Genomic DNA, 23,040 nt, shown 5'->3' on the forward strand with positions numbered 1-23,040 from the left:
CATGAGCGTCGCCCCGGCTACCGCCGGGGCGTCACTCGACCAGCCATTCCCAGGCGGCGCCGCCGTCGGGGAAGGTCAGGCGCAGAAAGCGCGCGCTGGCCGGATGCGGCACGACGATCGGCGATCCCTGCCGTTCCGCGATCGGCGCGACGCTCCGCCAGTGGTGGCCGTCGTCCGACGCCTCGACCCCGAAGCGATAGGATCGGGTCGGAAACTCGGGCAGCAGCCGCGATGCGGTGACCGCGCGGCGCTCGCCGAGATCGGCGACCAGCGTCTCCCCCCGCCATAGCGTCGCATAATTGTCGTCGCCGGCCTTGGCGCTTTCCGCATCGGCCGCCCGCCAACGCAGGCCGGCATGGCGCGCCGTGGCAAAGCCGCGCACCGGCCCGCCATGCGACGGCACCACCGGCGCGATCGTGCCGTCGGTGCCCAGCACCAGCGGATCGACCGCCACCTGGCGCAGCACCGCATCCCCTGACTGCGGCCAGGGCAGCGCCTGGCGGTGGTAGAGGATGTACGCCTGCCCGCCCGACCGGAACACGGCATGGTGGCCGGGGCTGATCACGTCGCGCGCCCGATCCGTCTGCAGGATCGGACTGTTCGGCCCCTCGGTGAACGGGCCGAACGGCGTGTCGCCGACGGCATAGCGCACCTTATACGTATCCTTGGTCGTGTTGCCGTCGCTGTAGGTGAGCAGGTACTTGCGCCCCGCCTTCACCATGAACGGCCCCTCGAAATAATGGCTGGGGGTGACGTCGCGTGGCGTGCCGTCGAAGCTGACCATATCGGGCTTCAGCCGCACCGCGAAGCAATGGCCATTGGTCCAGTTGAGCCCCGAGCCCCAGTAGAGATAGGCTCGGCCGTCGTCGTCGACGAAGGCCTCAGCGTCGATCATGTGATAGGCGGGCGCGAAGTCGCGGCGGATCAGTGGCGTGCCGCCATGCGCGTCGCGCCACGGCCCGGCGGGCGACGGCGCGCTGCCGACCCACACCTCGCTGCCGACCGAGACGTACATGTACCAGCGGCCGTTCGGCGCCCGGACCACCGACGGCGCCCAGACCTTGGCATCGCCGGAGGTTGGGCTGGTCGCCGCCTGCTTGGTCGGCCAGTCCGGCGTCGAGAAGCGCCAGTCGCGGCCGTTGTCGCTGGTCCACATGCCGAGCCGGTCGCCGCCCCAGGGGTCGATCGTCGCGTAGATGTACCAGCGGCCACCGTCATGGACGATCGACGGGTCGGCGAAATAGCCGGGCAGCAGCGGATTGCCGTCACCCGGCGTATCCCAGCGCGGCGCCGGCGCATCCGCGGCGACGATCGCCGTCGCGGCGAGCGCGAGCAGTAGGGGACGTATCGCCATCACTCCGCTCCCGTCGCGCTGGCGGGCTGGGCCTTGTCGGGGGTTGTCCGGGCACCGGCGAACGGCGTCAGGGTGAAGGCGACGCGCGTCGGCCCCGCCTTGGTGCGATATTGCGGCAGGGGCTGGCCGACGAGGCTCCATTGCGTGTCGCCGCCGACGCCCCATTGCGCCGAATCGACCTGCAACGTCACTTGGCCGTGCGGAACGATGTCGGTGGATTTCCAGCTGCCCGGCGGATGCCGATCGAGATCGGCATAGGGGAAGGCGAGCGCGTTCATCATCAGCGGCGCGGTGCCCTGCACCCGCAGGCCGCGACCAGCGCCGGACAGTTCCAGCCAGCGCACGTCGACCTTGTTGCCCGTCTCCTGCGGCCGGATGAAGTCGTGGTTCTGCGCCGCGATCGGGCCGCGCCACAGGCCGATCGGCGCCGAGGTCTTGCGATCGACATAGCTTTCGTGCGGGCCGCGACCATACCATTCGATTTCGGTCACGTCGGTCGGCAGCGCGAAGGCAAAGCCGACGCGGAATGGCGGCGGCAGGTCGGGCTTGACCGGCGTCAGCTCGCCGGAGATCGCGACGCTGCCGTCGGCCGCCATCGCATAGCGGGTGGTGAAGGTCGCGGCGCCATCGCCCAGATCATAGTCCACCGTCACCGTATTGCCCGCGGCGCGGATCGCGCGGACGCGGCGGGTCTCGCTCATCGTCTTCCACATCGCGAGCTGGCGATCGGTACCGATGCCGATGTCGTTGTCGGTGACCGCGCGCCAGAAATGCGGTTCGGCGCCGGTCGCGATCGGCCGGCCCTGTGCGGCGTAGCGGCGGATCAGACCGGTGCCGCGATCGATCTGCAACTCGGCGCCCGCCGCGGCGAGAAGGAAGGCGCCGTCGCGCTGGACGATCTTGACCATGCCCCTGGGACGCGCAGCGGGCTCACTCGGCAGTCCTGATAGCGCGAACTGTTCGAAGCCGACCAGCGTGCCGGCCGCGACGCCGGGCACGGCACCGTCCCTGGTGCGGACGTTGACCGTGACGAAATATTCGCGGCCCGGCTGCAGCGTCCGGCCGGCGAGCGGCAGCGTGACCGTTGCCGCCCCGCGCGCCGGGGTGGCGAGCGGCGCCAGATCGCCGTGCGCGACCGGCACCCCATCCTCTGCCAGCACCCAATCGAAGGCGAAGCCCGAAAGGTCACGAAAGTCATGCCGGTTGCGCACCGTCACCCGGCCGGTGGCGGGATCGAAGCCGTCGAACTGCACTGGCGCATAGACCTTGCGCAATTCGTAGAGCTGCGGATTGGGCGTCCGGTCGGATTGCAGCAGCCCGTCGCCGAATTCGATATCCCCGCCCGGATTGGGGCCGTATTCGCCGCCGTCACCCCAATAGCGGCGCCCGTCCTTGGTATAGCGGTACATCGATTGGTCGACCCAATCCCAGACGAAGCCGCCCTGCAGACGGTCGGGATGGGCGTAGATCGTGTCCCAATACTCCTTCAGGTCGCCGCCCGACTGGCCCATCATATGGGCGTATTCGCATTCGATCAGCGGCTGCCTGAAGGGCGCATGCTCCGCATAATCGGCCAGCTTGACCGCCGGATCGTACATCGGCGCATAGATGTCGGCATAGGCGTTGGGGCGATAGTCGCCGATCCCGCCCAGCGTCCCCCAGCCGAGATAGCTGACCAGCCGGCCGGGATCGCGCGCCTTGGCCGCGGCGGCCGCCGCCTCGAAATTGGGGCCGATCCCCGCCTCGTTGCCGAGCGACCAGAAGATCACCGAGGGATGGTTCTTGTCGCGCTCGACCATGTTGGCGACGCGGCTGACATGCGCGTCCTTCCAGGCCGGATCGAAGCCGATCTGCCATTGGGCGCGCTCCGCCGGGTGACGGTTGCCCTGCTCCATATAGGCGTGGCTCTCAATGTCCGCCTCGTCCATCACATACAGGCCGTAGCGGTCCGCCAGTTCGTAGAGGACCGGATCGTTGGGATAGTGCGAGGTGCGCAACGCATTGATATTGTTGCGCTTCATCAGCTTGATGTCGCGCTCCATCGATTCGCGGCTGACGACGTGGAAGGTCTCCGGATCGTGTTCGTGGCGATTGACGCCACGGATCGTGATCGGCTTGCCGTTGACGGTGACGCGGCCGTTCAGAATCGCGACGGTGCGGAAGCCGATCCGCGCATAGGTCGACTGGATGATCGCGCCCTTGGCGTCGTACAGCTCGACCAGCAGCATGTAGAGGTCGGGCGTCTCGGCAGTCCACGGCTTCACGCCGGGCACGCTGCCGGTCAGCGTCACCGTGCGCTCGGCCGTGCCGGCCGGCACCGCCGCCTGCCCCTGCTGCACGATCCGATCGCCGTCCATCAGCACATAACGCGCGCTGGTCGCGGCGCCGGGCGTCACCGCCAGATCGACCGCCAGCCGGCCGTCGCGATAGCGGTCGTCGAGCCCGGCATGGACGAAGAAGTCGCGGATCCGCGTCTTCGGTGCTGCCATCAGGAACACCTCGCGCTCGATCCCCGACACGCGCCAGAAATCCTGGTCCTCCAGATAGCTGCCGTCGGACCAGCGGTGGATCTGGATCGCCACCGTGTTGCGGCCCGCATGGACGAAGCGGCTGACGTTGAATTCGCTCGGCAGCTTGGAGTCTTCCGAATAGCCGACCTTCCGGCCGTTGACCCAGACGTCATAGGCCGATCCGGCCGCGCCGATGTGGAGGATGATGTCGCTGCCCTGCCAGCCGGCCGGCACGTCGACGTCGCGGCGGTACGAACCGACCGGATTGGTCGCGTGCGGGATCAGCGGCCGGTTGGCGGGGAAAGGATAGGTGATGTTGTTGTAGCGCGGCTGGTCGAACCCTTCCGCCTGCCAGTCGGCGGGAACCTTGATGTCCTTCCAGGCCGACACGTCATAGTCCGGGCGCTCGAAGCCCGCGGGAGTCTTGTCGGCATCGGGCGAGAGCGCGAATTTCCAGGTGCCGCTGAGCAGCAGGAAGCGCGACGATTTGGTGCGATGCCCGGCCAGCGCGCGCTCGCGAGTTTCGAACGGAAAGCCGGTGGCGCGCGCCGGCTCCTTGCCGCGGGCGAAGACCGCCGGGTTTTCCCAATCGGGGCGCGACGGATCGACCTGCACCGGCTGCACCCGGGGTGCATCATCCTGTGCCGCCGCGCCCGTGGCGGACGCCAATGCCGCCAGCGTCACACCGGCGCCCATCCAAGCCCGCATTTCGATCCTCCCGCTACACGATCATTCCGTCAGTCTTGTCCGACAATAAACGGGGTGGTTCAGCGCGCAATCCCCGCCGCACCGTGGCGCGCGATAAAGGCCTGATGCGCGGGCATGTGACCGACCGCCGCCTGCGTCACCGCCGCGATCCGCTCCAGCCGGGCGCGCGCCGCCTCGACCGGCATGCCGGCGGCGATCGGATCGAAGCCGCGCGCGCGCAGTCCCTGCCCGTCCATCACCGCCAGCCAGCTGGTCCGCGTGAACAGTTCGTCCGCCTCGCGATAGACGCGGCCGGTCGCACGGTAGATCGCCATCCGTTCGGCAAGGCTGTCGGGGATCGGCATCGCCGCCAGATCGCGCCAATAATCGCTGTCGTCGCGTTCGCTGGCGTGGAAATGCAGGATCAGGAAGTCGCGAATGCTTTCGAACTCCGCCACCATCAGCCGATTGTAGCGACGGATGTCGGCCGGCTCGAAGCCGCGCGTCGGCAGCATCTCCAGCAGCCGCGCGATCCCCGCCTGGACGAGGTGGATGCTAGTCGATTCGAGCGGCTCCATGAAGCCGCTGGCGAGGCCAAGGCCGACGCAATTGCGCACCCAGAAGGCGTCGCGCCGCCCGGTGCGGAAGCGCAGCAGCCGCGGCTCGGCCAGCGGCGCGCCATCCAGCGACGCGAGCAGCTGCGCCGCGGCCTCGTCGTCGGACAAATGCGCGCTGGCATAGACATAGCCGTTGCCGATGCGATGCTGCAGCGGGATGCGCCATTGCCAGCCGGCGGCGCGGGCGGTCGAGCGGGTATAGGGCACCGGCGGGCCGGACGGCGCGCTTGGCACCGCGACCGCGCGGTCGTTGGGCAGCCAATGCGCCCAATCCTCGAACCCCGTCTCCAGCGCTTGGCCGAGTAGCAGCGCGCGGAACCCCGAACAGTCGACGAACAGATCGGCGGCGATCCGCGTGCCGTCCGCCAGCGTCACCGCCTCGATCGCACCGCTGTCGCCATGCAGCACGACGTCGACGACCTTGCCCTCGACCCGCCGTACTCCCGCCGCCTCGGCATGACCACGCAGGAAGCGGGCGTAGAGACCTGCATCGAAATGGAAGGCATAGCCGATCTGCGCCAGCGGCGTGTTGCCCGCCTGCGGCCGCATGAAGCGGCCGGCGGCGGCGGCGGCCGCACAGATCGAATAGGCGTCGAGCGGCGCCGCGCCGCCTTCGTGTCGCAGCCGCTGCCAGATCGCCTCGAACGGCACCGCGCCGGCATCGACGCCGTAGGTGCCGAAGGGGTGGAAATAGCGATGCCCCTGCCGCCACCAATCGACGAATTCGATGCCGAGCTTGTAGGTGCCGCCGGTGGCACGGACGAAATCGTCCTCGGCGATCCCGAGCAGCGCATTGAAGGCCTGGATCGGCGGGATGGTCGCCTCCCCGACGCCGACCGTGCCGATCTCCTCCGATTCGACCAGGGTGATCGCCGGTCCCTGCGGGCCGAGCACGCGGGCCAGCGCCGCCGCCGCCATCCAGCCGGCGGTGCCGCCGCCGACGATCGCGATGCTGGCGAGCGGCCGGTCGTCGCTCATGCCGCCGCCGTGCGGCATTGCAGGAAGAGATTGCCGGTCAGCCGGCCGGCGCGCGGATCGGCGGCGTCGCGCGGCAGTCGGGAGATGAGGCCGCTGTGCAGCAAGGCGGCGCGATAGAGGATCAGCCGGTCGGGCTTCGCCGCGACGGCCGCGGTGCGCACGAACCGCGCATCGTCCTCATCCATATAGCCGCCGGCCGGCAAGGCGGCGAGTTCGGCGTCGAGGGCGGCGCGATAGGCGGGCAGCCGATCGGGATCGATCGTCTCATAGCCAGTCGCCCGGTGGCGGAAGAAGCCGGTGCCATCTGGCGAATCCGACAGATAGTGCACCGCGGCGAATTGCATCCGGTCGGCAGCATCGACATGCGGCACCCGCTGTTCCGCGCTCAGCGCTTCGCCTGGCAGCGTCACCAACGAAAAATTGCCCCGTGCGCGGGCCGGCATCACCGCCCCCGTGCCGAAATGCGCGGCGATCAGTGGCAGGGCGAAGCGGACCAGACCGTCGAGATAGGCGACCGGCGCCGGTGCGAGCAGGCCGGGATAATGGCTGCCGATGGTGTCGGCGGCGGCGAAGGCCGCGCTGGCGGCGGCGTCGCGGAGCCGGTCGAGCCACCCGGTGGCACGGTCGACGACGACGACGGGCTCGCGTTCCTCGCCGACGGCCATCACCGCGATCTGTGGGCTGGTGGTGAAGGGCGTGGAGTGCCGCGGTTCGGCGGGCATCAGCATCCCTCCCCGAGAAAAATGGCCGGCATGGCGAGGATCAGACCATGCCGGCCAGGGAGGATCAATAGGTGGCGCGCAGCGAGAAGCCGAAGCGCCGGTCGTTGAGCGTGTATTGCAGCGGCTGGCTGAGCGTGTTGATGTACGTCAGGTTCATCCGGTTGGTCAGGTTTACCGCATCGACCGACAGCGCGAGATGCGCGCTGAAATTGTAGCTGATCGACGCGTCGAGCGACGCATAGGGCTTCTGGAACTGCACCTGGTTGTTGGCGCCGCTACCCTGCGTCGTGTCGAAATATTTGCCGCGCCAGCTCCACGCCAGACGTGCGGTCACCGGACCCTTTTCGTACAGGCCGACGAGATTGTAGCTGTGCTTGGACAGCTTCTCGAGCGGCACCGTCGTCGGCACGTTCGACCCGGCCGTCGCGAACGGATTGGTCACGCTGCTGTCGACATAGGTGTAGTTCGCCTGCACGCCCAGGCCGCTGAGCAGGCCGGGCAGGAAGTCGAAGAACTGCTGATAGGCCGCTTCGACGCCCTTGACCGTGCCCCTGCCGGTGTTGACCGTCGTGCCGATCGCATAGGTCACGCCGTTGAACGGCAGGAAGGTGGTGCCGCCGGCCAGGAAACCGTCGACCTTCTTGTAGAAGGCGCCGAACGTCACCGATCCGGTCGGTGCGAAATACCATTCGGTCGTCAGGTCGAAATTGTCGGAGGTGATCGGCCGCAGATAGGGATTGCCCGACGATCCGGTCGGATATTGGGCAATCACGTTGCCATTGGCGTCGCGCTGCGTGAAGCCGATGATGTTTGGCGCGTTGAGCGAGACGTTGGTCGCCATCTGGTCGAAGTTCGGCCGGGCGAACGACTTGGAATAGGCGAAGCGCGACTGCAGCGTATCGGTCAGGCGGGCGCGGATGTTGAAGCTGGGCAGCGCCTTGACGTATTCGCGCTGGACGTTGATCGGTGCTTGCGTGCCGTCGCTGTTGAAGATCGTCCCGGCCGAACCGGTGCGCGTCCGCACCACGCGGACGCCGGCATTGCCGTCGATGCGGATGCCACCGATCGTGCCGGCATAATCGGCGGTCAGATAGGTCGCCAGCGTCCGCTCGGTCTGATGGTTGAGATCACCGGGCGAGAAGCTGCTCTTCGGCGTCGCCCCGAACTTCGCCTCGGTCTTGACCAGGCTGTCCCACAGGCTGCTGCCCGGTTCGAAATTCGGATAGAGGATGCCGCCCGGCAGGGTGCGGCCGTCGAAGAAGTTGGGCGTTGGCCCCTTCAGCGCCAATTCGGGGAATTGCGACAGGCGGACGAAGGGCAGGCCATTGGCGGACGAACAGCTTGGGTTCGGCCCCGACGGCAGCAGGCAGAAGCCGTTCCACGTGCCGCGCAGGTCGATCGTGCTGTCGGCATAGCGCAGGCCGCCACGCAGCTTCTGCAGGAAGCCGCCCTCGACGTCATATTCCAGGTCGTATTTCAGCGCCAATTGGTCCGCGTCGTTGCGCGTGATCGAATCGGCCATGTAGGTGAAGGCATAGTTGTTCGGGTCCGACAGCAGCGCCGGGTTGCGGACGTTCCATACCGGCCGCGATCCGCGCAGATCGAAGTCGACGATGCTCTGGTTCTTCGCCGTATAGGGCGTCTGCCCGGTCTGGTCGTAGAGCGAGATGACGAAGCCGTTGCGATCGGCATTGTAGGACGACTTGAGATATTGCGCGTCGAACACCGCATGCAGGCGGTCGGTCACGTCCCATTTCGCCGACAGCGTGTAATTGCCGGTGGTGTTGGTCAGATCCTGGTCGAAGCGCGCCGATTCGAACACCTGGTTGGCCAGCGAGCCCGACGTCGCATAACCGGCACTGTCGAAGGTGAAGTTGGCGCCGTTCAGCGGCGTCGTCGTCGCATTGCCGTTATTATTGTAATAATAATATTTGCCCTGGCGGAAGAACTTGTAGCGGGAATAGAGCGCCTGCGCGGTGACCAGCAGATTGGGCGCCGCCTGCCACTGCCACGCACCGGCAATTCCGAGCCGCTTGCGGTCGCCGCCATCGTCGTAGATCTGCTCGCCATAGGGCACCTGCGCATTGGCGGGGGCGCCGGGGATGGTGATACCGGCGGGGATCGGCCCGAAGGCGCCGATCAGGATCGCGTCCTGGCGATAGGAGCTCTTGGCGTAGCTGCCGTTGAGCAGGAAGCCCATCTCGCCGATGCCGGTCTCGAAGCGGTTGCTGTACAGGCCCGACACCGATCCGCCGAACTTGTCGGCGCGATCGTAGTAATTGCCCTTGAAGGTCGCGCTGATCAGCTGACCCGGCTGGTCGAAGGGCAGGCGGGTGCGGATGTTGACGACACCGGCGACGTCGCCCTCGATCGTGCTGGCCGGCGGGTTCTTGAACACGTCGATGCCGGCGAGCAGTTCGGGCGGCACCGCTTCGAGATCGAGCGTACGGCCGCCGGAGGCGGAGATGGCGGCGCGGCCGTCGATGAAGTTGCTGACCTGGGTCAGGCCGCGCACGGTGATCGCCGGGGTGGTACGGTGGTCGAAGTCGGTCGCGCCCTCGCCATAGCGACGCTGGATCTGCACGCCGGTGATCCGCTGCAGCGCCTCGACGGTATTGGCGTCGGGCAGCTTGCCAATGTCCTGCGCATTGACCGAATCGACGATCTGGTTGGCGTTGCGCTTGATCGCCTGCGCCGAGCGCAACGATTCACGCACGCCGGTGACGACGATGTCCTGTTCGCTGGGGGTAGTGGCCGCCTGATCGGCGGTCTGCGCCGCGACCTGCGCCGCGGCGGCGATCGTGCTGCTCGGCGGCGCGGTCTGGGCGTCCGCCGTGGTCGCCAGGCCAAGACTCATCGCCACGGCCGATGCGCCACCCAGCAGGCGCAGGTGTCCCGTCTTCATACATCCTCCCCGTCAGAGCCGCTTCCCGGCCGTATGTCGGACATAATACCGGATGATTTGTGCAGACAAATGAAATCGGCGTCAGGCGGGATTTGATGGATGTCAAAGTCGAAGAAAGACATCCGATGTGGCCTTAATGTCACTCAGATGAGGATGATGTCCCACATTTCGTAATTTTTCCTCATATAGTTGATTTATTGTTGCGCAACTTGGCGTAGGAAGCGCCGATCGCTGGACGTATTGGACTCGTCCGCAGCGGAGCCCGCACGAAAAAACCGGGGCCGCATGGCGACCCCGGTTCCCTTGTCGGCGCAAAGCCGCGTCAGTGATTGTCGCGCGGCAGTCCCATTGTCTGCGCAATGCGCTGGTATTTTTCCGCGCCTTCCAAAATGGCGCCCGTGTTCATCTGGCCCACGACGCTGCGCTGGATCTCCTGCCAGGGCGTCTGCGACGCCGGATAGGCATAGCCGCCCGCCGCCTCGAGCGCATGGCGCCGCTCGGCGAGTTCCGCGTCCGGGATCAGTACGTCGACCGTGCCCTTGTTGAGGTCGATGCGAACGCGATCGCCGGTACGCAGCAAGGCCAGCCCGCCCATCGCCGCCGCTTCGGGCGAGGCGTTGAGGATCGACGGCGACCCGCTCGTCCCCGACTGGCGGCCGTCGCCGACGCACGGCAGCGCGTGGACGCCCTCGGTGATCAGATAGGCGGGCGGCCGCATGTTGACCACTTCCGCCGCGCCCGGATAGCCGATCGGCCCGGCGCCACGCATGAACATCAGCGTTTGCGGTGTGATGCCGAGCGACGGATCGTCGATCCGGTGATGGTAATCCTCCGGTCCGTCGAACACCACCGCCGGTCCCTCGAACGCATCGGGATCGTCGGGGTTGGACAGATAGCGGTCACGGAACTCGTCGGAGATCACGCTGGTCTTCATGATCGCCGCATCGAACAGATTGCCGGACAGGACGATGAAGCCCGCCCGCTCCTTCAGCGGCCGATCATACGGGCGGATCACCGCCTCGTCCTCGATCGTCGCATCGCGGCAATTGTCGCCGATCGTGCGGCCGTTGACCGTCGGCGCATCCTCATGGATCAGCCCCTGGCCCATCAGCTGGTTGACCACCGCGGGCACGCCGCCGGCCCGGTAATAATCCTCGCCGAGATACTCGCCCGCCGGCTGCAGGTTGACGAGCAGCGGCACGTCATGCCCCTGCTCCTGCCAGTCGGTCAGCGGCAGATCGACACCGACATGGCGCGCCAGCGCGGCGAGGTGGATCGGCGCGTTGGTCGACCCGCCGATCGCCGAATTGACGCGGATCGCATTGTGGAAGGCCTCCTTGGTCAGGATGTCGGACGGCTTCAGGTCCTCGGCGACCATCTCGACGATCCGCTTGCCGGTGCGGTACGACACTTCCTGGCGGTCGCGATACGGCGCGGGAATCGCGGCGGAGCCGGGCAGGCTCATGCCCAGCGCCTCGGCCAGGCTGTTCATCGTCGTCGCCGTGCCCATCGTGTTGCAATAGCCGGTCGACGGCGCCGACGAGGCGACGAGGCGGATGAACTCCTTGTCGTCGATCTCGCCCGCGGCGAGCATCTGCCGCGCCTTCCAGACGATCGTGCCCGATCCGGTGCGCTCGCCCTTGTGCCAGCCGTTGAGCATCGGCCCGACGGACAGCGCGATCGCCGGAATGTTCACCGTCGCCGCCGCCATCAGGCAGGCCGGCGTCGTCTTGTCGCAGCCGATGGTCAGCACCACGCCGTCGAGCGGATAGCCGTACAGCACCTCGACCAGCCCGAGATACGACAGGTTGCGGTCGAGCCCCGCGGTCGGCCGCTTGCCCGTCTCCTGGATCGGGTGGACGGGGAATTCGATCGCGATGCCGCCCGCCTCGCGAATGCCCTCACGCACCCGCTCGGCAAGGACGAGATGATGGCGGTTGCAGGGCGACAGGTCGCTGCCGGTCTGGGCGATGCCGATGATCGGCTTGCCCGATTGCAGTTCCTCCAGGCTCAGACCGAAGTTGAGATAGCGCTCCAGATAAAGCGCGGTCATGTCGATGTTGGCGGGATTGTCGAACCATGCGCGGCTGCGCAGTTTGCCCGTCGGGGCTTCGCTCGTCATGGGGAAGGCTCCGGTCAGCGTGTCGTCGACACGCGGTAGATCATGCGGTGGTGATAGGTCTGGCCGGGGTTGAGCCGCGCCGACCCGAAGGCGGGATGGTTGGGCGTGTCCGGGAACACCTGCGGCTCCAACGCGAAGGCGTCGCCCATGCGATAGACATGGCCCTGTTTGCCGGCGATCGTCCCGTCCAGGAAATTGCCGGAATAGAATTGCACGCCCGGTTCGGTGCTCAGCACTTCGAGCACGCGACCGGACGCCGGATCCTCCACCCGCGCGGCGAGCTGCGGTTCGGCGGTACGGCCCTTGTCGAGCACGAAATTATGGTCGTAGCCGCGACCGATCGCGATCTGCGGATCACGGCCGTCGCGGATATCCTGGCCGATCGCCCGCCCCCGGGTGAAGTCGAACACCGTTCCCGCCACCGGCTTCAGCTCGCCGGTCGGGATCAGCGTCGCGTCGACCGGCGTGTAGCGCGCCGCGGGCACCGTCATGCGCTGCGCATAGATGCCGCCTGCCGATCCCTCGCCCGCCAGGTTGAACAGCGCGTGGTTGGTCAAATTGACGATCGTCGGCGCGTCGGTCTTCGCCTGCATGTCGATGGTCAGCGCGCCCTTGTCGTCCAGCGCATAGGTGACGGTGACGTCGAGCTTGCCGGGATAGCCCTGATCGCCCGCCGGGCTGGTCAGCGCCATCGTCACGCTCGCTTGCGGCCCCTGATTGACCGACACGATCCGCCACACCGCCTTGTCGAAGCCGGTGGTGCCGCCGTGCAGCGAATTGGTCTTGTCGTTGAGGGGCAGCTGGTAGGTCTTGCCGTCCAGCGCGAACTTGCCGCCGGCGATGCGATTGGCATAGCGGCCGACGGTCTGGCCCCAGAAATTGGGCTTGGTGACATAGCTGGCGGCATCGTCGTGGCCGAGCGCGATGTCGGCGACCGTTCCGTTGCGGTCCGGCGCGCGGAACGACTGCAGCGTCGCGCCCAGCGTCATGATCCGCGCCGTGACGCCATTGGCGCCGGTCAGCGTCACCGCCTCGATCCGCGTGCCGTCGGGCAGCGCACCGAATGCTTCGCGCTTGGCCGTCGAGGCCGCGGCCGGCGCGGCAAGGCCGAGCGCCGCGACTACGACCGGCGCGATCATCGTGGAAGGCTTGGGCATCGTTCTCCTCCGGGACCGGTCGTTTCCGATTGACCGTATCACGGACGGCTTATAGTCAGACATATAAGAGCGCAAGCCGTTCTGCCGGGCGGGGAGCGATCGGTGGGGCACGGCGGCGCCGTGAAGGAGAGGGTTCGATGGCCGGAGGATTCGTCAACACATCCGCGGGTACGCCCGTCGGGGGGGCTTCCGCCTCCTACCGGCCCGCGCTCGCGCTGCTCGCCTCGCTGTTCTTCATGTGGGGCTTCATCACCGTCATCAACAACACGCTGCTGCCGCATCTGCGCAGCGTGTTCGAGCTCAACTATTTCCAGACCGGGCTGATCGAGTCCGTATGGTTCATCGGCTATCTGCTCGCCTCGATCCCGGCGGCGAAGCTGATCGAGCGGATCGGCTATCAACGCGCCCTGACGACGGGCCTCGGCGTGATGACGCTCGGCTCGCTCGGCATGATCCTGGCGGCATCGATGGTATCCTACGGCGTCACCGTCGCCTCGCTGTTCGTCGTGTCGTGCGGCATCGCGCTGCTGCAGGTGGCGGCCAATCCCTATGTCGCGGTGATCGGACCGCCGGAGAGCGCCGAGGGACGGCTGACGCTGGTCCAGGCGTTCAACACCACCGGTGACGTACTCGCGATCATCTTCGGCAAATATCTGATTCTCGCCCGGACCACCGCCGGCACCGCGGCGCACGGTACGCAGCTGACCGAGGCGCAGCGGATGGCCGATGCGCAGGCGACCGAACTGCCCTATCTCATCGTCGCGATCGTGCTGGCGCTGCTCGCGGTGCTGATCGCCCGCGCAAAACTGCCCGCGCTCGGCGCTGCCACCCAGCGCGCCAATGCGGAGGATCGCCGCGGCCTGTCGCTGTGGAACCACCGCAACCTGATCCTCGGCTGCGTCGGCATCGCGCTCTGCGTGCTCGGCGAGATCGGCGTCAGCAGCTATTTCATCAACTTCGTGTCGCAGCCCGACATCGCCAATCTGACGCAGGAGCATGCCGCCTCCTACCTCCTCTTCTTCTGGGGCGGGATGATGGTCGGCCGCTTCGCCGGCGCCGCGCTGATGCGCAAGATCGCCGCCCAGCATGTGCTGGCGCTCTTCTCGCTGATCGCGCTGGCGGGGACGCTGACCGCCGCCTTTGTGACCGGGCCGGTGGCGATGTACGGCCTGATCGTCTCGGGCCTCGGCATCTCGATCATGTTCCCGGCGATCTTCGCGCTGGCGATCCGCGGCCTCGGCCCGCTGACTGAGGAAGGTTCGGGTCTGCTGATCATGTCGATCGCCGGCGGCGCGCTCGCCTCGATCCAGGGCAAGATCGGCGACAATTTCGGCCTGCACTGGGGCTTCCTGATCCCGGCGGGCTGCGCGCTCTACGTGCTGTTCTACGCGCTGGTCGGGTCCAGGCCGACCAGCGCGCTGCCCGATCAGCAGGCGGCGGTCTGACGTCAGGGCGGGGGCGGCCGGCCGCCCCCGCAGCGCTGGCCTATCGTTGCAACTGGCGGCCAGACCGGGCGCTGCCCGATCCCGCCGCCTTATCCGGGGGGATACGACATGACGACGGACGACACCCGCGCGGGCGGGGTATCGCGGCGCACCTTGATCGCCGGAGCGGCGGCCGTGCCGATGCTGCCGGCCCTCGCCGGCCCCGCCGCCGCGGCGAGCGGCGGCCCGCTCGCCCCGACCCCGCCGATGGGCTGGAACAGCTGGAACAGCTTCGCCGTCACCATCACCGAGGCGCAGGCGCGCGAGACCGCCGACATCATGGCGCGCGTGCTGAAGCCGGCGGGCTACGACATCTTCACGGTCGACCACCAATGGTACGATCCACGCGCCAAGGGCTATACCTACAACAGCGACATCCAGCCGGTGATGGACGGCTACGGCCGGTTCCAGCCGGATCCGGTGCGGTTCCCGTCGGCCGCCGGCGGCAAGGGGTTCGCGGGGCTCGCCGGCTATGTCCATGGCCTCGGCCTGCGCTTCGGCATCCACCGGATGCGCGGCATCCCGCGCGCCGCGGTGAAGGTCAATCTGCCGGTGTTCGGCACCCGATACCGGGCGCAGGATATCGCGGATACGTCGAGCATCTGTTCGTGGAACGTCGACATGTACGGCGTCGACATGAGCAAGCCCGGCGCGCAGGACTATTATGACGGCGTCTTCGCCGAATATGCGCGCTGGGGCGTCGATTTCGTCAAGGTCGACGACCTCAGCCGCCCCTATGACGCGCATGCCGCGGAGATCGAGGCGATCCACCGCGCCATCCAACGCTGCGGCCGGCCGATGATCCTCAGCATGTCGCCGGGCGAAACGCCGGTGATCCGCGGCGACCATGCCCGCCGCCATGCCGAGATGTGGCGCATCTCCGACGACTTCTGGGACGATTGGGGCCTGCTGGCGGCGCAGTTCACCCGGCTGGAGAATTGGAACCCCTATATGGGCGACGGCCGCTGGCCGGACGCCGACATGCTGCCGCTGGGCAGGCTGGCGATGGGACAGCGCGACACCAAATTCACGCCCGACGAACAGCGCACGCTGATGACCCTGTGGTCGATCGCCCGTTCGCCGCTGATCATGGGCGGCGACCTGCGCCATCTCGACGCGCCGACCACGGCGCTGCTGACCAACCCCGAAGTCATCGCGGTCAACCAGGCCTCCACCGGCAACCGTCCCCATTTCGTCGCGGACGGCACGCGTATCTGGTCGGCGAGAGCGGCGAATGGTGACGCCTATCTGGCGCTGTTCAACACCAGCGACGGCGCGCGCGAAATCGGCCTGCCGCTGGCGATGCTGGACCTCGACGGCGTCGTCGCGGTGCGCGACCTATGGGCGAGAGCGGCCGATGGCCGGGCCAGCGGCCGGATTGCCCGCACCCTGCCGCCGCATGGCGCGGGCCTCTATCGTCTGTCGCGCGCGTGATCCGTCCGGCGCTCGCCGCGCTGCTGCTCGCAGCGACGCCCGCATCCGCCCGGCAATCCGCCGGCACCACGCCCGTGGTGTCGGTGGCGCTGCACCCGGCGATGGATCGCCCGACGACCCGCTTCGAGGGCTGGGGCACTGCGCTTGCCTGGTTCGCGGAGGTTACCGGCGGCTGGCCCGATGCGGAGCGCAACCGGCTTGCCGACCTGTTCTACGGCCGTCAGGGGCTGGGCTGGACAATCGCGCGCTACAATATCGGCGGCGGCAATGCGGCGACGGTGAAGCCCTATCTGCGCCCCGGCGCGGCGGTGCCGGGTTTCTGGCGGCTGCCCGCCGGCGACGCCGCCCGCTGGCGCGCCGACGATCCCGCCGCCTGGGACTGGTCGCAGGACGCGCGCCAGCGCTGGTGGCTCGACGCGGTCAAGGCGCGGGTACGTGCGCCGATCTTCGAGGCCTTCTCCAACTCGCCGCCCTGGTTCATGACCGTGTCGGGCCGCGTCTCAGGCGCGGTCAAGGCGACCGACGACAACCTCCGCCCCGGTCAGGAGGCGCGGTTCGCCGGCTATCTCGCCTCTGCGGTGGACGCGTTGCAGCGGCGTCACGGCATCGTGTTCCGCACCCTTTCGCCGGTGAACGAACCCAACACCGATTATTGGTATGCCGCCAATACGCAGGAAGGCGCACATTGGAGCCCGGCGCGTCAGGCGGCGATGATCGACGCGACCGACGCGGCGCTGCGCGCGCGCGGCCTCGCCACCGTGGTCGCCGCGCCGGACGAGACCAATTCGCACACCTTCCTGGTCGATTGGGCCGGCTATCCCGCCGCGACCCGTGCCAGGATCGGGCAGCTCAACGTCCATAGCTACGGCACCGTGCATCAGACCGGCGTCCGCGACGTCGCGCGGGCGAGCGGCATCCGCCTGTGGATGAGCGAGGACGACACGCCATTGCCGGGTGATCCGGAGGATTTCGAGGGGATGACGAGCCCCCTCGCCTTTGCCGAGCATGTCGTCGCCGACCTCAAGCGGCTCGAGCCGGCCGCCTGGGTCTTCTGGCAGGCAGTCGAGAATCTCAGCGCACGCGACGGCAAGCCGGGCTCCAATTGGGGACTGGTCAAGGCCGATCTGGCGGCGCCCGCCAGTAACCCGCACGCCATTCACGTGACCCGCAAATATTGGGCAATGGCGCAGTTCAGCCGCTTCATCCGCCCCGGCGATCGGCTGGTCCCGGTCGACGACATGGACACGGCGGGCGCACTGTCGCCCGACGGCACGCGCCTGGTGCTCGTCCACGTCAATCCGGCGCCGGTCTCGCGACGGCTGCTCGTGCCGTCGGGCTGGTCCGTGCAGATGGTGCTGACCGATGCCACCCACCGCGCCGCGTGCGAGGCCGGCACGGTCGCGCCGCCGCGATCGGTGGTGACGCTGGTGCTGACCAAGGGGCGGGCCGCGGCTGCATGCCCGACGTTCAAGCGCTGATACCGCGGCGGTCCCGATGGCGCGCCGGGGCCAAGACGGGACGATAGGAGCCGCCCCATCGCCTGCGAGGATTATCCCTTGGCGGCCTTGCGCAAGGCCAGCCGCACCAGGGCATCCAGCGTCGCGCCCGGTCCCAGCTCCTCTTCCGCCGCGCCGACCGCGCTCGCTGCCTCGGCCGGGCGGAAGCCGAGATTGAGCAGCGCCGAGACCGCGTCCGCCCCCGCCCCGACCGGTGCGACCTGTGCGGCCGCTGCCGGCCCCAGCGTCGCCACCGCGCCGACCTTGTCCTTCAGCTCGCGCACGATCCGCTCGGCGAGCTTCGGTCCGACGCCATTGGCGCGGGCGACCATCGCCTTGTCCTGCGCCGCGACCGCACGGGACAGCTCGCCCGGCTCCAGCGCCGACAGGATCGCCAGCGCGACGCGCGCGCCGACGCCCTGGACGCCGGTCAGCAACCGGAACCAGTCGCGCTCGCCGGCGGTGGCGAAGCCGACCAGGCGCAGGAAATCCTCGCCGACCAGCATCTCGGTGAACAGCGTCGCCGCCTCGCCGACCGGCCCGATCGCCGCCAGCGTGCGCGACGATGCGCCGACGAGATAGCCGACGCCGCCCACATCGATCACCGCATGGTCGATTCCCGTCGAATCCAGCCGACCCTTGAGATGTGCGATCATGCGGTAATCCTCGCCCTGCGCGCCATGCCCTGCGCACTCGCCAGATGATGCGCGTGGGTGATCGCCACCGCCAATGCGTCGGCGGCGTCGGGGCCGGCCAGTTTGGCGCCGGGCAGCAGCACCGCCATCATCGCCTGAATCTGGCGCTTTTCCGCGCCGCCGGTGCCGACCACCGCCTTCTTGACCGTCGAGGGATGATATTCGCCGACCAGCAGTCCGGCATTGGCCGCGGTCAGCAGCACGACGCCGCGCGCCTGACCCAGCTTCAGGGTCGATTGCGCATTGGTGTTGCCCAGCACCTCCTCGACCGCCGCGCTCTCGGGACGCTCGGCGAGGATGACGTCAGTCAGCGCGGCGTTGAGGTTGGCGAGTCGACGTGGCAGCGGCATTGACGGATCGGTCTTGATCTGCCCGTTGGCGATATGGCGCAGCCGGTTGCCGTCGGCATGGATCACCCCCCAGCCGGTGGTGCCGAGCCCGGGGTCGAGGCCGATGATGATCATGTGGCAAGATCCTCCCCGCCGCGCGGGAAGGGTGACCAGCCGCAGGCTGGTGGAGGGGGGGCTTCCCAAGCACAGCGCTCGTGGACAGCCGCCTCCACCACGCCGCTTCGCGTCGCGGTCCCCCTCCCCGTGCCGGGGAGGACAAGGCTCATCAACCCAGCTTCTCCATCACCTCGTCGGAGACTTCGTAATTGCCCCAGACGGTCTGCACGTCGTCGTCGTCGTCGAGCGCGTCGATCAGCTTGAACAAAGTCGCCGCATCGCCCTCGTCGACCGACACCATCGTCTGCGGCCGCCACGCGAGCTTGGCGCCCTCCGCCTCGCCGAGCACGGGCTCCAGCGCCTTGGCGACCTCGTGCAGGTCGCCCTGCGCCGTCCAGATCTCATGGCCCTCGTCGGACGAGGTGACGTCCTCGGCGCCCGCTTCCAGCGCCGCCTCGAACACCTTCTCGGCATCGCCGGCGCCCGCCGGATAATTGATCAGGCCCATGCGGTCGAAGCCGTGGCTGACCGATCCGCTCGCGCCCAGATTGCCGCCGTTCTTCGACACCGCGGTGCGCACATTGGTCGCGGTGCGGTTGCGATTGTCGGTGAGCGCCTCGATGATCAGCGATACGCCGCCCGGCCCGAAGCCCTCGTAGCGGATTTCCTCGTAGCTTTCGGCATCGCCGCGCGACGCCTTGTCGATCGAACGCTGGATATTGTCCTTGGGCATCGACTGCGCCTTGGCCGCGGCGATCGCGGCGCGCAGGCGCGGGTTCATGTCGGGGTCGGGCAGCCCCATCTTCGCCGCCACGGTGATTTCGCGGCTGAGCTTGGAGAACATGCTCGAGCGCTTCTTATCCTGCGCGCCCTTGCGGTGCATGATGTTCTTGAACTTGGAATGGCCTGCCATGATCGCCTCTGACGGATAATCGTCGGCCTTTAAGCCGCCGGACCCGTCTTCGCCAAGCGGTCGATTTTCGCCTCCAGTCCCGCCAGCCGGTCCGCGACGAGCAGATCGAGCTTCTCGTGCAGCCGTAGGATCTCCAACTCGGCGCGCAGATTGGTCTCATAGTCGAGACTCGCCGCCAGCCGGTCCTTCGCGGCCTGGCGGTTCTGGCTCATCATGATCACCGGCGCCTGGATCGCGGCGAGCGTCGACAGCATCAGGTTGAGGAAGATGTAGGGATAGGGATCGAAGACCAGGCCGAAATGGCCGAGCACGTCGGAATTGAGGATCATCCACCCGAGCAGCACCAGGGTGAAGGCGATGATGAAGCCCCACGAGCCACCGACCGCGGCAACGCGATCGGCGAGCCGATCGCCGACGCTTGCGCGCAAGTCCGCCTCGTCCGCCGCGTCGCGGCTGACCAGCGTGCCCGCATCGATGCTGGCGAGCACGCGCTGTTCCTCGGGATCGAGCGCGTGACTCGGCTTCTTCAGCAGCCGCAGGGCAATGTCGGCGAAGGGAGGACGCTGGGCCATGACGCGTATCTTCCGGAGGAAAGGTCCGGCCGCGCCCCTAGCCGGCCGCGCCCTCGCCGCCAACCCGCCGCAAAGCGCTTGCCCGCACACCCCCAGATCGGCCAAACGCTGATCCGATCATGACCGTCAGCGTAGACATGGGCAGCGACGAACGCGGCGCGCCCGTGACCATGGACCTCGAAGAACTGCTCGCCACCCGATTGCTCGTCCAGGGCAATTCCGGGTCGGGCAAGTCGCACCTGCTGCGCCGCATGCTGGAACGCTCGGCCGGCCAGGTGCAGCAGGTGGTGATTGATCCCGAGGGCGATTTCGTCACGCTGTCCGACGCCTATGGCCATGTCGTGGTCGAGGCGGCGGACTATTCGGAGCGCGAGATCGCGCGCATCGCCGGCCGTCTGCGCGAACACCGTGCCAGCGTCGTGCTCAGCCTGGAAGGGCTGGAGGCGGAGGGACAGATGCGCTGCGCCGCCGCCTTCCTCTCGGCGCTGTTCGATGCGCCACGCGAACATTGGTATCCCGCGCTGGTCGTCGTCGACGAGGCGCAATTGTTTGCGCCGACCACCGGCGGCGAGGTGGCCGAAGAGGTACGCCGCGCCTCCTTGTCGGCGATGACCAATTTGATGTGCCGTGGCCGCAAGCGCGGTCTCGCCGGCGTGATCGCGACGCAGCGGCTGGCCAAGCTCGCCAAGAACGTCGCAGCCGAGGCGTCCAACTTCCTGATGGGGCGTACCTTCCTCGACATCGACATGGCCCGTGCCGCCGACCTGCTCGGCATGGAGCGCCGCCAGGCCGAATCGATCCGCGACTTGGCGCGCGGCACCTTCCTGGCGCTGGGACCGGCGGTGTCGCGGCGGCCGATCACCGTGAAGATCGGCGCAGTCGAGACCTCGGCACGCTCCGGCAGCCCGAAGCTGACGCCGCTGCCTTCCGCGCCGGTCGAGAATCTCCAGCAGTTGATCTTCGCGCCGCCGCCGGAAACGGCGCCGCAGCTGCCGATGACCTTCGACCCCCGGCCGCGGCGGGTGCCGACGGACGAATTGCTCGACACGATCGAACGGCCGACGCCGACGCAGCCCAGCCTGGCGCCCTTGCCCGACAAGTCGGACGAGGAGGTGGAAACGATCTACGCCGACGTGCTGCGCGCGATCGTCGCCGATGGCGAGGCGGCGTTGCGGCCGCCGTCGGTGCTGTTCCAGGATTTCCAGGTCCGCTGCCGCATGGCGGGACTGGCCAAGCCGCCGCTCGACCTTGCCGGCTTCACCCGGCGGCTGTCGGCGGCGCGCGCCGGCATCTTCGACATCACCGATCCCGAATGGGCGGAGGCGATGGCGCTCGCCGATACGCTGCCAGAGGACATGATCGGGCCATTCCTGCTCGTCGCGCGCGCCGCGCGCGAAGGCGAGCCCTGCCCGTCCGACGTCGCCCTGGCGGAGACCTATGGCACCAGCTCGCTTGGCCGCGTTCGCCGCCTGGTCGGCTATATCGAAAGCCGCGAATTGTTCGTGCTGCGCACCGACCTGTCCGGCAAGCGCTCGATCACGATTCCGCGGCTAGGCTGGACGACCGCCGCGGCGGAGGCCGCCTAGTCGTTCCGATCCTCATGGCGCGAGGCGGCGCATTTCCGTCATCGATTAGGGATACCGGTATATTGCGCGGAGGCGAGCTGCCATCCGGCGCCGGCCTTCACCGCGACGTAGCGCACGCGCAGCGACCGCGTCACCGTGGTGCCATCGGGCTTGGCCATGTCGAACGACACCCGCTCGGTCACCAGCGCCCAATCGCGGTGTAGCGCAACGCTGCGCTCGCTCGACGTCATCGTCGGCACCGGCTTGCGTTGATCGGCGCGGTAGAAGCCGATCACCTGGTCGCGGCTGTCGACATCGCCGACCGGGGAGATTTCCTGGAAATCGGGCGCGAGCGTCGCTGCCAGACTCCGATCGTCGAACGCCGTCCGTGCGGCATTGAACCGATCGACCAATTGGCCGACATCCGTTGCGAGAGATGCGGGAGCCGCCGCGAGCAAGGCGGCGGCCAAGAAGACGGGCATCGGCTAAACCTTTCGATCGATAGCGTATTATGTGAATAACACGCCAAGCCGATCGGTCAACCCGTGCCCATCCGGATCACAGCATGCCGAGCGCCTGCATATAGACCTCGAGGATCGCTTCCTCTTCCTGATATTCTTCCCGCTTCTTCTTGCGGATCGACATGATCTTCTTGATCGCCTTGGGATCGTAGCCGCGGCCCTTGGCCTCGGCGAAGACGTCCTTGATGTCGTCCTGGATGCCCTTCTTCTCTTCTTCCAGACGCTCGGCGCGCTCGATCAGCAGGCGCAGCTCGTCCGCCGCAACCTGCCCGCCGCCCATGCCTTCGCCACGTTCTTCGGCCATATGTCCCACCCGCCGCGAACCGGTCGCGGCCCTTCCTGAAATGATTCGCTGATGCACCGGCAGCGCCGGCAGGGCAGCGCGTCTAGGCGTTTACCACGACGCGCTCAAGCCCGGCTGCGATCAGCGCCCCGGCTCGGTCATCGCCGGCGGATCGCTGGCCGGAAACGATTCGTCGAGTGCCTCGTCCAGCGCCCCGTCCACTGCGTCGTCACGCCGGTTCTTGGCGACGCTGGCATCCATGCGGGCGATCTGCTCGGGCGTCGCCTCGGTCTGGTAGCGGCGCTTCCACTCCGCCTGCGGCATGCCGTAGATCGTCTCGCGCGCCTGATCCTTGGACAGGCCGCCTGCCTCTTCCACCCAGTCGGACAGACAATTGCGGCAGAAGCCGGCGAGGCCCATCAGGTCGATGTTTTGCGCGTCGGTGCGGTGGCGAAGATGGCGGACGAGGCGGCGGAACGCCGCCGCCGCGACGGCATCGTCGAGCGTGTCGAGGGGATCGGTCATCACGTAACGGCCTTCCAACAGGTTGATCCCGACCCAATAGGAGCTAGAGGAGGC

At 67.9% G+C, this 23,040-nt stretch carries 18 protein-coding genes; 4 read left to right on the forward strand and 14 right to left on the reverse strand.

Features of this window, described 5'->3' with window-relative positions:
- Positions 1-31 precede the first annotated feature (31 nt).
- From D9601_RS09325 to D9601_RS09355, 7 genes are all read right to left on the reverse strand, one after another.
- Entirely contained in the window at positions 32-1,354 is a 1,323-nt protein-coding gene (locus D9601_RS09325) for a family 43 glycosylhydrolase (RefSeq protein WP_198353733.1), read from the reverse strand.
- Positions 1,354-4,578 carry a glycoside hydrolase family 2 TIM barrel-domain containing protein gene (locus D9601_RS09330; protein WP_443024747.1) on the reverse strand — a complete coding sequence of 1,075 codons (3,225 nt, stop codon included), beginning with the start codon at positions 4,576-4,578 and terminating at the stop codon, positions 1,354-1,356. Before D9601_RS09330 ends, D9601_RS09325 begins: the two co-directional genes overlap by 1 nt.
- A 53-nt stretch (positions 4,579-4,631) precedes the next feature.
- Positions 4,632-6,146 (reverse strand): tryptophan halogenase family protein, encoded by a 1,515-nt coding sequence (locus D9601_RS09335; protein WP_198353735.1) that lies wholly within the window; start codon positions 6,144-6,146, stop codon positions 4,632-4,634.
- Complete coding sequence (locus D9601_RS09340) at positions 6,143-6,868, reverse strand: DUF6445 family protein (protein WP_198353736.1); 726 nt, start codon at positions 6,866-6,868, stop codon at positions 6,143-6,145. The genes D9601_RS09335 and D9601_RS09340 overlap by 4 nt, the downstream gene beginning before the upstream one ends.
- Before the next feature lie 64 nt (positions 6,869-6,932).
- Positions 6,933-9,773, reverse strand: coding sequence for a TonB-dependent receptor (locus tag D9601_RS09345; protein ID WP_232474025.1), 2,841 nt, complete (start codon positions 9,771-9,773; stop codon positions 6,933-6,935).
- Between the two features lie 322 nt (positions 9,774-10,095).
- Positions 10,096-11,895: an IlvD/Edd family dehydratase gene (locus D9601_RS09350; RefSeq protein ID WP_198353737.1), complete on the reverse strand. Its 1,800-nt coding sequence runs from the start codon at positions 11,893-11,895 to the stop codon at positions 10,096-10,098.
- A 14-nt stretch (positions 11,896-11,909) separates the two neighbouring features.
- Entirely contained in the window at positions 11,910-13,052 is a 1,143-nt protein-coding gene (locus D9601_RS09355) for an aldose epimerase family protein (RefSeq protein WP_443024722.1), read from the reverse strand.
- A gap of 137 nt (positions 13,053-13,189) precedes the next feature.
- Between D9601_RS09355 and D9601_RS09360 the strand changes: the two genes are divergently transcribed.
- The 3 genes from D9601_RS09360 to D9601_RS09370 all read left to right on the forward strand — a co-directional run bounded on the left by D9601_RS09360 (position 13,190) and on the right by D9601_RS09370 (position 17,448).
- Positions 13,190-14,497, forward strand: a complete 1,308-nt coding sequence (locus D9601_RS09360) for a sugar MFS transporter (RefSeq protein ID WP_198353738.1) — start codon at positions 13,190-13,192, stop codon at positions 14,495-14,497.
- 108 nt (positions 14,498-14,605) lie between these two features.
- Positions 14,606-15,970: a glycoside hydrolase family 27 protein gene (locus D9601_RS09365; RefSeq protein WP_443024723.1), complete on the forward strand. Its 1,365-nt coding sequence runs from the start codon at positions 14,606-14,608 to the stop codon at positions 15,968-15,970.
- Complete coding sequence (locus D9601_RS09370) at positions 15,967-17,448, forward strand: glycoside hydrolase (protein ID WP_332837960.1); 1,482 nt, start codon at positions 15,967-15,969, stop codon at positions 17,446-17,448. Before D9601_RS09365 ends, D9601_RS09370 begins: the two co-directional genes overlap by 4 nt.
- Positions 17,449-17,519: 71 nt before the next feature.
- Here the strand turns inward: D9601_RS09370 and ruvA are convergent, their stop codons facing one another.
- The 4 genes from ruvA to D9601_RS09390 form a co-directional block, all read right to left on the reverse strand.
- Positions 17,520-18,122, reverse strand: a complete 603-nt coding sequence (gene ruvA, locus D9601_RS09375) for a Holliday junction branch migration protein RuvA (protein WP_198353740.1) — start codon at positions 18,120-18,122, stop codon at positions 17,520-17,522.
- On the reverse strand, positions 18,119-18,625 hold the full coding sequence (gene ruvC / locus D9601_RS09380; protein ID WP_198353741.1) for a crossover junction endodeoxyribonuclease RuvC: 507 nt from the start codon (positions 18,623-18,625) through the stop codon (positions 18,119-18,121). The genes ruvA and ruvC overlap by 4 nt, the downstream gene beginning before the upstream one ends.
- 151 nt (positions 18,626-18,776) lie before the next feature.
- Positions 18,777-19,520, reverse strand: coding sequence for a YebC/PmpR family DNA-binding transcriptional regulator (locus D9601_RS09385; RefSeq protein ID WP_198353742.1), 744 nt, complete (start codon positions 19,518-19,520; stop codon positions 18,777-18,779).
- A gap of 29 nt (positions 19,521-19,549) precedes the next feature.
- On the reverse strand, positions 19,550-20,092 hold the full coding sequence (locus D9601_RS09390) for a DUF1003 domain-containing protein (protein ID WP_198353743.1): 543 nt from the start codon (positions 20,090-20,092) through the stop codon (positions 19,550-19,552).
- Positions 20,093-20,211: 119 nt separating this feature from the next.
- Between D9601_RS09390 and D9601_RS09395 the strand changes: the two genes are divergently transcribed.
- Complete coding sequence (locus D9601_RS09395) at positions 20,212-21,678, forward strand: ATP-binding protein (RefSeq protein ID WP_198353744.1); 1,467 nt, start codon at positions 20,212-20,214, stop codon at positions 21,676-21,678.
- Between the two features lie 38 nt (positions 21,679-21,716).
- Here D9601_RS09395 and D9601_RS09400 read toward each other — a convergent pair whose 3' ends face one another.
- The 3 genes from D9601_RS09400 to D9601_RS09410 all read right to left on the reverse strand — a co-directional run bounded on the left by D9601_RS09400 (position 21,717) and on the right by D9601_RS09410 (position 22,986).
- A complete protein-coding gene (locus tag D9601_RS09400) occupies positions 21,717-22,139 on the reverse strand; it encodes a nuclear transport factor 2 family protein (RefSeq protein ID WP_198353745.1) in 423 nt (140 codons plus the stop codon).
- A 76-nt stretch (positions 22,140-22,215) separates the two neighbouring features.
- Positions 22,216-22,482: a DUF2312 domain-containing protein gene (locus D9601_RS09405; protein ID WP_232474027.1), complete on the reverse strand. Its 267-nt coding sequence runs from the start codon at positions 22,480-22,482 to the stop codon at positions 22,216-22,218.
- 120 nt (positions 22,483-22,602) lie between these two features.
- Entirely contained in the window at positions 22,603-22,986 is a 384-nt protein-coding gene (locus tag D9601_RS09410; RefSeq protein WP_198353746.1) for a DUF1244 domain-containing protein, read from the reverse strand.
- Between the last annotated feature and the right edge of the window lie 54 nt (positions 22,987-23,040).

It is taken from the genome of Sphingomonas sp. MA1305 (assembly GCF_016107325.1).
In the GTDB taxonomy this organism is placed as follows: domain Bacteria; phylum Pseudomonadota; class Alphaproteobacteria; order Sphingomonadales; family Sphingomonadaceae; genus Sphingomonas.

What these genes read in the sequence shown, in the direction of transcription:
- D9601_RS09325 (WP_198353733.1), bottom strand. Translation starts at nt 1,354, where the DNA reads ATGGCGATACGTCCCCTACTGCTCGCGCTCGCCGCGACGGCGATCGTC.
- D9601_RS09390 (WP_198353743.1), bottom strand. Translation starts at nt 20,092, where the DNA reads ATGGCCCAGCGTCCTCCCTTCGCCGACATTGCCCTGCGGCTGCTGAAG.
- D9601_RS09365 (WP_443024723.1), top strand. Translation starts at nt 14,606, where the DNA reads ATGACGACGGACGACACCCGCGCGGGCGGGGTATCGCGGCGCACCTTG.
- D9601_RS09345 (WP_232474025.1), bottom strand. Translation starts at nt 9,773, where the DNA reads ATGAAGACGGGACACCTGCGCCTGCTGGGTGGCGCATCGGCCGTGGCG.
- ruvC (WP_198353741.1), bottom strand. Translation starts at nt 18,625, where the DNA reads ATGATCATCATCGGCCTCGACCCCGGGCTCGGCACCACCGGCTGGGGG.
- D9601_RS09385 (WP_198353742.1), bottom strand. Translation starts at nt 19,520, where the DNA reads ATGGCAGGCCATTCCAAGTTCAAGAACATCATGCACCGCAAGGGCGCG.
- D9601_RS09340 (WP_198353736.1), bottom strand. Translation starts at nt 6,868, where the DNA reads ATGCCCGCCGAACCGCGGCACTCCACGCCCTTCACCACCAGCCCACAG.
- D9601_RS09335 (WP_198353735.1), bottom strand. Translation starts at nt 6,146, where the DNA reads ATGAGCGACGACCGGCCGCTCGCCAGCATCGCGATCGTCGGCGGCGGC.
- ruvA (WP_198353740.1), bottom strand. Translation starts at nt 18,122, where the DNA reads ATGATCGCACATCTCAAGGGTCGGCTGGATTCGACGGGAATCGACCAT.
- D9601_RS09395 (WP_198353744.1), top strand. Translation starts at nt 20,212, where the DNA reads ATGACCGTCAGCGTAGACATGGGCAGCGACGAACGCGGCGCGCCCGTG.
- D9601_RS09405 (WP_232474027.1), bottom strand. Translation starts at nt 22,482, where the DNA reads ATGGCCGAAGAACGTGGCGAAGGCATGGGCGGCGGGCAGGTTGCGGCG.
- D9601_RS09400 (WP_198353745.1), bottom strand. Translation starts at nt 22,139, where the DNA reads ATGCCCGTCTTCTTGGCCGCCGCCTTGCTCGCGGCGGCTCCCGCATCT.
- D9601_RS09350 (WP_198353737.1), bottom strand. Translation starts at nt 11,895, where the DNA reads ATGACGAGCGAAGCCCCGACGGGCAAACTGCGCAGCCGCGCATGGTTC.
- D9601_RS09355 (WP_443024722.1), bottom strand. Translation starts at nt 13,052, where the DNA reads ATGCCCAAGCCTTCCACGATGATCGCGCCGGTCGTAGTCGCGGCGCTC.
- D9601_RS09410 (WP_198353746.1), bottom strand. Translation starts at nt 22,986, where the DNA reads ATGACCGATCCCCTCGACACGCTCGACGATGCCGTCGCGGCGGCGGCG.
- D9601_RS09360 (WP_198353738.1), top strand. Translation starts at nt 13,190, where the DNA reads ATGGCCGGAGGATTCGTCAACACATCCGCGGGTACGCCCGTCGGGGGG.